General features: G+C 73.1%; 3 protein-coding genes. All 3 read right to left on the bottom strand.

Annotation, left to right across the window (positions count from 1 at the left end; all coding sequences use genetic code 11):
* Positions 1-125: 125 nt before the first annotated feature.
* On the bottom strand, positions 126-1,247 hold the full coding sequence (locus tag NV263_RS11345; RefSeq protein ID WP_263252845.1) for a hypothetical protein: 1,122 nt from the start codon (positions 1,245-1,247) through the stop codon (positions 126-128).
* 21 nt (positions 1,248-1,268) lie between these two features.
* Positions 1,269-1,685, bottom strand: a complete 417-nt coding sequence (locus NV263_RS11340; protein ID WP_263252843.1) for a YbaB/EbfC family nucleoid-associated protein — start codon at positions 1,683-1,685, stop codon at positions 1,269-1,271.
* 272 nt (positions 1,686-1,957) lie between these two features.
* Positions 1,958-5,239 carry a right-handed parallel beta-helix repeat-containing protein gene (locus tag NV263_RS11335; protein WP_263252841.1) on the bottom strand — a complete coding sequence of 1,094 codons (3,282 nt, stop codon included), beginning with the start codon at positions 5,237-5,239 and terminating at the stop codon, positions 1,958-1,960.
* Between the last annotated feature and the right edge of the window lie 24 nt (positions 5,240-5,263).

Here is a 5,263-nt window from a genome sequence, read left to right as displayed (position 1 = left end):
GTCTCATCACCATTCGAAATGCAACCGGACCAAACACCGACGCGGCCTCAACGCGACCGCGGCGCCGCCACGAAGCGGTGCGAGCAGCCGAAGTCCGGCCGTCCGCACCGCCCGCGATCAACGACTCACCGCGACCCCTCGCGGAAGAACGTCGCCTGGCGATCGCCACCGGGGAACTCCATGTAGAGGTGGTCCGCCGGGTTCTGCGACGGGTTCTGCCCGCCGGGTTTCTCCTTCACCAGGAACAGCTGCTGACCCTTGTCGGCCGGGTAGTCGCGGGCTTGCGCGGGGTCGTTCGGATCCCCGAGCGTCACGTCCTTGCCGTCCAGCGGGGTGACCTTGGAGTAACCGTCGACGCCGAGCCGCACGGCGCCGCCGGGGAGTTCGTTGGCGGTCAGCACGTGCTCGTCGGACGCCAGCGGCTTGCCCTGCACCATCGGCTGTTCGCCCGGGCGCACCCGGGGCATCATCATGCTGGAGGTCATCTCCCCGTGCCGGACCTCCACGTTCTCGTGCTCGGCGTCGTCGATCGAGTATCCGCCGTCGGGGCCGGGCACCGGACCGCCCGTCAGGTGGCGCAGCTGGTGTTCCTGGCCGGGCTGCGGCGGTGGGGCCTGCGCGGGCTGCACCTCGCGGCGATCCTCCCCGCCGGGCTGCGGCGGCGGGGCCTGCGCGGGCTGCACCTCGTGACGATCCTCGGACTCCCCCTCGGGGTGCGCGTGCGCCGCCACCAGCGACTCCCGGGGCTTGTCCCGCTGCTGCCCGTCGGCGGTCCTGGGGTGCTCGTCCTCGGCGGCCGGAGTCTCGGCGTCCCGCTGCTGGTTCAGCTCGGCGTCCCGCTGCTGCCCGTCGGCGGTCCTGGGGTGCTCGTCCTCGGCGGCCGGGGCCTCGGCATCCCGCTGCTGGTTCGGCTCGGCGTCCCGCTGCTGCCCTGCTTCGGCGAACCGGTTCGTCAGCTGGTCGGCATCGTCCCGGGCACCCGCGTAGTCCTTCCCGTTCTGCTGCAGCCCGTCGCCGAAGTACTGCGCTTCCTGGCTCTTCTGCTGGAGTCCTTGGAGGAACTGGTCGTGCCAGTCGCTGAAGTTCTGGAAGAACCGCTTGCACTCCGACTCGTCACCGAAGCTCGACTGGTACTCGCTCGCGAGCGGGGTGGCGTCCTCCCGGATCGCGTCCAGCTGCGACTGCACATCCGCGTAGGGCTGGGCCTGCCTGCTCACTCCCTCGGGATCCACCCAGAACTGGTTCACGGTGCTCGCTCCTCCCGTTCCTCAGAACTGCCGCTTGCGGGGCTCGGTGAGCACGTCCGGCATCCGGGACGTGTCGGGGCGCAGGTCCGCCGCGCCGACCTCACCGGACAGCAGGTCCTTCGGGTTCAGCCCGGGTGGCAGCGACGGCCCCACGATCTCGGCGACCTGGTCGAGCGCCTTCTCCCGCGCGTCGGCGATGGTGCGCGTCACCAGCTCCGACAGCTCGTTGCGGGCCAGCTTGCGGTAGGCGTCGGTGAGGAACTTCAGCTCCGTGATCACGCCCTGGCTGTCGACGGTCACCGACAGCTCGCGGCGCCGGGACAGCGCGGTCGCGCTGACCTCCTTCATCCGCCGCTGCATGTCCTCAAGCCGGCCCATCTGCCGCTCGTACTCCTCGCGCAGCATCTCCACCCTGCGCTCGTCCACTTCGGACATCATGACCTCCCGATCCCAGTCAACAGCAAGCTGATCCACGACGTGGCCGCGCGGGTACCGGCGGGCAACCAGGTCTGCCCACCCGTCTCCCGACCACCACCCCCATCGAGGCGCGCAAGCGCGCCACAGCCACACCCGTCTCCCGACCACCACCCCCATCGAGGCGCGCAAGCGCGCCACAGCCACACCCGTCTCCCGGCGACCCCCGAGGAGGCGCTGGCGCGCCACGGTCACCCCCGACCACCGCGAGCACGCGCCGACGCGCCACGGCCTCGTCAGACCACCGACGCCAGCCCGGCGACCTCGGCCCGGCCGCCGAGGCCGGTGAGGTCGGCGGCCGTCAGCGTGCGCGAGGCGGCCGTCCTGGCCAGGCGGCGGGCCATCTGGTGCACCCCGCGCACGGTCCGCTCGCCGGATTGCTCGATGTGCGCGCGCATCGCCGTGCACACGTCGGCGGGCACGTCGTGCCCGCGTTCGCGCAGGTGCCGCACCGCGATCTCCACGAGGTGGTCCGTGGAGTAGGCGTCGATCTCCCACTGCTGCCCGAAGCACTCCGCCAGCTGCCGGACCCGCCCGAACAGCCGGTCCACCCCGGCACGCGTGCCGGTCAGCACCACCACCGGGTCGCCGACGTGCTCGCGCAGCGCGGCCAGCAGCGCCTCGGCCTCCTCCTGCTGGGCGTCGCCCTCCTCGTCGGCGTCCACCACCAGCACCCCGCCCTGCGCGTGCTGGAACGCCGTGCGCACCAGGCTTTCCGCCTGTCCCGGCCACTGTGGACCGAGGTCCCCGGCGAGCGAGGCGCGCACGAGATGTCCGATGGGCACCAGCCCGAGTTCGGACAGCCCCTGCGCGTAGAGCCGGGCGAGTTCCCGGCGACCGCTGCCCGAGGGCCCGACCAGCAGCGCGTTGCCGTGCTGCCCGAGGGCGCGGCGCCGGTTCCGGCGCTCGCACAACGAGACCAGCGCGGCACCCACCGACTGGCGCGCCTCGTCGGCCCCGACGAGCCCGGACAACCGGCGCCAGCTGCGGCTGGCCCGCAGCGCCGCGCCGGGGTCGGTGGCCGCGTCCGGCGCGTCGGGCTCCTCGGTCGGCATCTGCTCCAGCGACGCCACCTGCGGGGCGATGTCCTCGGCGGTCAGCCTGCTCAGATCGGCGTCCCGCGCGGGCGGTCGCTGCGCGAGCCGCGACGCCTGGTTGCTGATCATCGCCTCGAACAGCTTGCGGGCGACGCGGCCGTTGCCGAACGTCTCCCCCTTGGGCACCCGGGTGAAGTAGTTCGTCAGCTCGTCGACCGCGTCGTCGGTGAGCTCGTAGTAGTGCTTGCGGCACAGGTTGCTCGTGATGGTGACGAGTTCCTCCACGCTGTAGTTGGGGAACTCGATGGTGCGGGTGAACCGGGACGCCATGCCGGGGTTGGACTGGAGGAACTTCTCCATCAGCTCGGAGTAGCCCGCGACGATCACCACCAGCTCGTCGCGGTGGTCCTCCATCATCTTCATCAGCGCGTCCACGGCTTCCTGACCGAAGTCGGGGCCGACACCGCCGGTGTTCGCGGTCAGGGTGTACGCCTCGTCGATGAACAACACCCCGCCGATCGCCTTGCTCACCAGCTCGGTGGTCTTGATGGCGGTGGAACCGATGTACTGGCCGACCAGGTCCGCCCGGGCCGCCTCGATGAGGTGGCCGCTGGAGAGGATGCCGAGCTGGCCGAGCACCGCGCCGTAGAGCCGGGCCACCGTCGTCTTACCGGTGCCGGGCGGACCGGCGAAGACCAGGTGCCGGCTCATCGGCGGCATCGGCAGGCCCTTCTCCTGGCGGACCTGCGCCATCCGCAGCAGGTTGATCAGCCCGCGGACCTCCTGCTTGACCCCTTCCAGGCCGATGAGCGCGTCGAGTTCGCCGAGCGGGCCGTCGAGGACGGTCTCCTCGGCACCGGTGTCCGGCACGATCGGTTCGGGCTCGGGGTCCGGCCGCCGCTCCACCGCGCTCGTCGTCGCCTGGCCCGTTGCCCCGGTCTCCAGGTCCTCCACCGCGACCTGGTGGTCGTCGCGGAGCCGCCGGACCGGCACGCCGCCGCTGCCGCGCACCACGCAGCGGCTCAACCGCACCGGTTCGGCGGTGTCCAGGTGGGCGCCGTTCCCGGCGCTGTCGAGCACCTCGCAGTCGACCAGCTCCGCGCGGGCACCGTCGGCGAGGTGGACGCCGTGGCCGCCCGCGCCGCGGATCCGGCAGCGGCTGCCGGTGATCGAACCGCCCGCGGCGACCCGCACGCCGTCGGCCGCCGCGTCGACGATCTCGCTGTCCCGGGCCACCACCTCGCCCGAGCCGACGTCCAGGCCGCCGCCGCGCAGCAGCGACGAGGTGAGCTCGGCCCGGCCCTGCCCGGTCAGCGCCAGGGCGGCTTCGGTCTCCGCGCTGATCCGCGCGTCGACGAACACCGCCCGCACCGACTCGGCGAGTTCCACCGCGGTGCCGCGGGTTTCGATGGCGGCGTCGTGGAACTCGACCGCGCCACCTCCGGAGAGCCGCAGGCCAGCGCCGGTGTCGGCGGTGGCGTGGAACGCGGCGAAGCGGGCCGTGGCGGCGGTGGACAGCACCGCGACCGCCTCGGTCGAGCCGTGCACCGAGGTGCCCTCGAAGCGGGGCGACGCCTCGGCGTCCACCAGGACGCCGACCGGGCAGCTCTCCACGGTGCAGTCGACGAGCCGGGGCGCGGCCCGCCCGGTGACCTGCACGCCGCAACGGCCCGCGCCGGTGAAGGTGCAGCGGCGCAACTCGGGTTCGGCCGCACCGGCGATGTGCGCGGACTGCGCGGCCGCGCCGGAGAACCGGGACTCCGCGATGGTGATCGCCGCACCGCCGGTCAGGTACAGGTCGACGTTCTCGCCGTCGGCCACGGTCAACCCGGTGATCCGCAGGTCCGCCTGCTGCTCGGCCACGATCGCGGGCTTGGCCGCACCGGTGACCTCGGCCTGCTCCACGACGCACCGGCCCCGGCCGTTCACGCAGACGCCGTTGCCGCCCGGGCGGCGCACCTCGAAGCGGCGCAACGTCAGCGAACCGTCCTCGCCGACGACGGCCGCCGACGACGCCACGTCGGTGACCACCGTGTCCTCCACGGTGCTCGGCGCCGACGAGGTGATCACGATGCCCGCGCCGGCGGCGTTGGTCACCTCGCAGCCGCGGGCGGCCACCGATCCCGCGCCCCGGGTGAGCAGCGCGGCCCACGACGACCCGCCGACGCCGCAGCCGTCCAGGGCGACCTCGCCCCGCCGCACGTCCACGGCGGGGACCGAACTGTCGGCGCAGGTGATCCGCAGGCCGCGCAGCTGCACGCCCTCGGTGTCCACGACCAGCGCGCTCCCCTTGGCCGCGTGCACCTCCACCTCGCCGCCGTCCGCGGTGATGCTGACCATCCGGTCGACGACGAGGTTCTCCTCGTACCTGCCCGGCCGCACGCTGATCGTCGCTCCCGGACGGGCCGCGGCGAGCGCGGAGCCGATCGACGGGAAGGCCCCGGGCCGGTCCGCACCGACCACCAGCAGCTCACCGTTCATCGCCCTACCCTCTTTCCCCTTCGT

Source organism: Saccharopolyspora rosea (genome assembly GCF_025643595.1).
GTDB classification, from domain to species: Bacteria; Actinomycetota; Actinomycetes; order Mycobacteriales; family Pseudonocardiaceae; genus Saccharopolyspora; species Saccharopolyspora rosea.
This window is presented reverse-complemented; position numbering and strand designations above follow the sequence as displayed.

What these genes read in the sequence shown, in the direction of transcription:
- NV263_RS11335 (WP_263252841.1), bottom strand. Translation starts at nt 5,239, where the DNA reads ATGAACGGTGAGCTGCTGGTGGTCGGTGCGGACCGGCCCGGGGCCTTC.
- NV263_RS11340 (WP_263252843.1), bottom strand. Translation starts at nt 1,685, where the DNA reads ATGATGTCCGAAGTGGACGAGCGCAGGGTGGAGATGCTGCGCGAGGAG.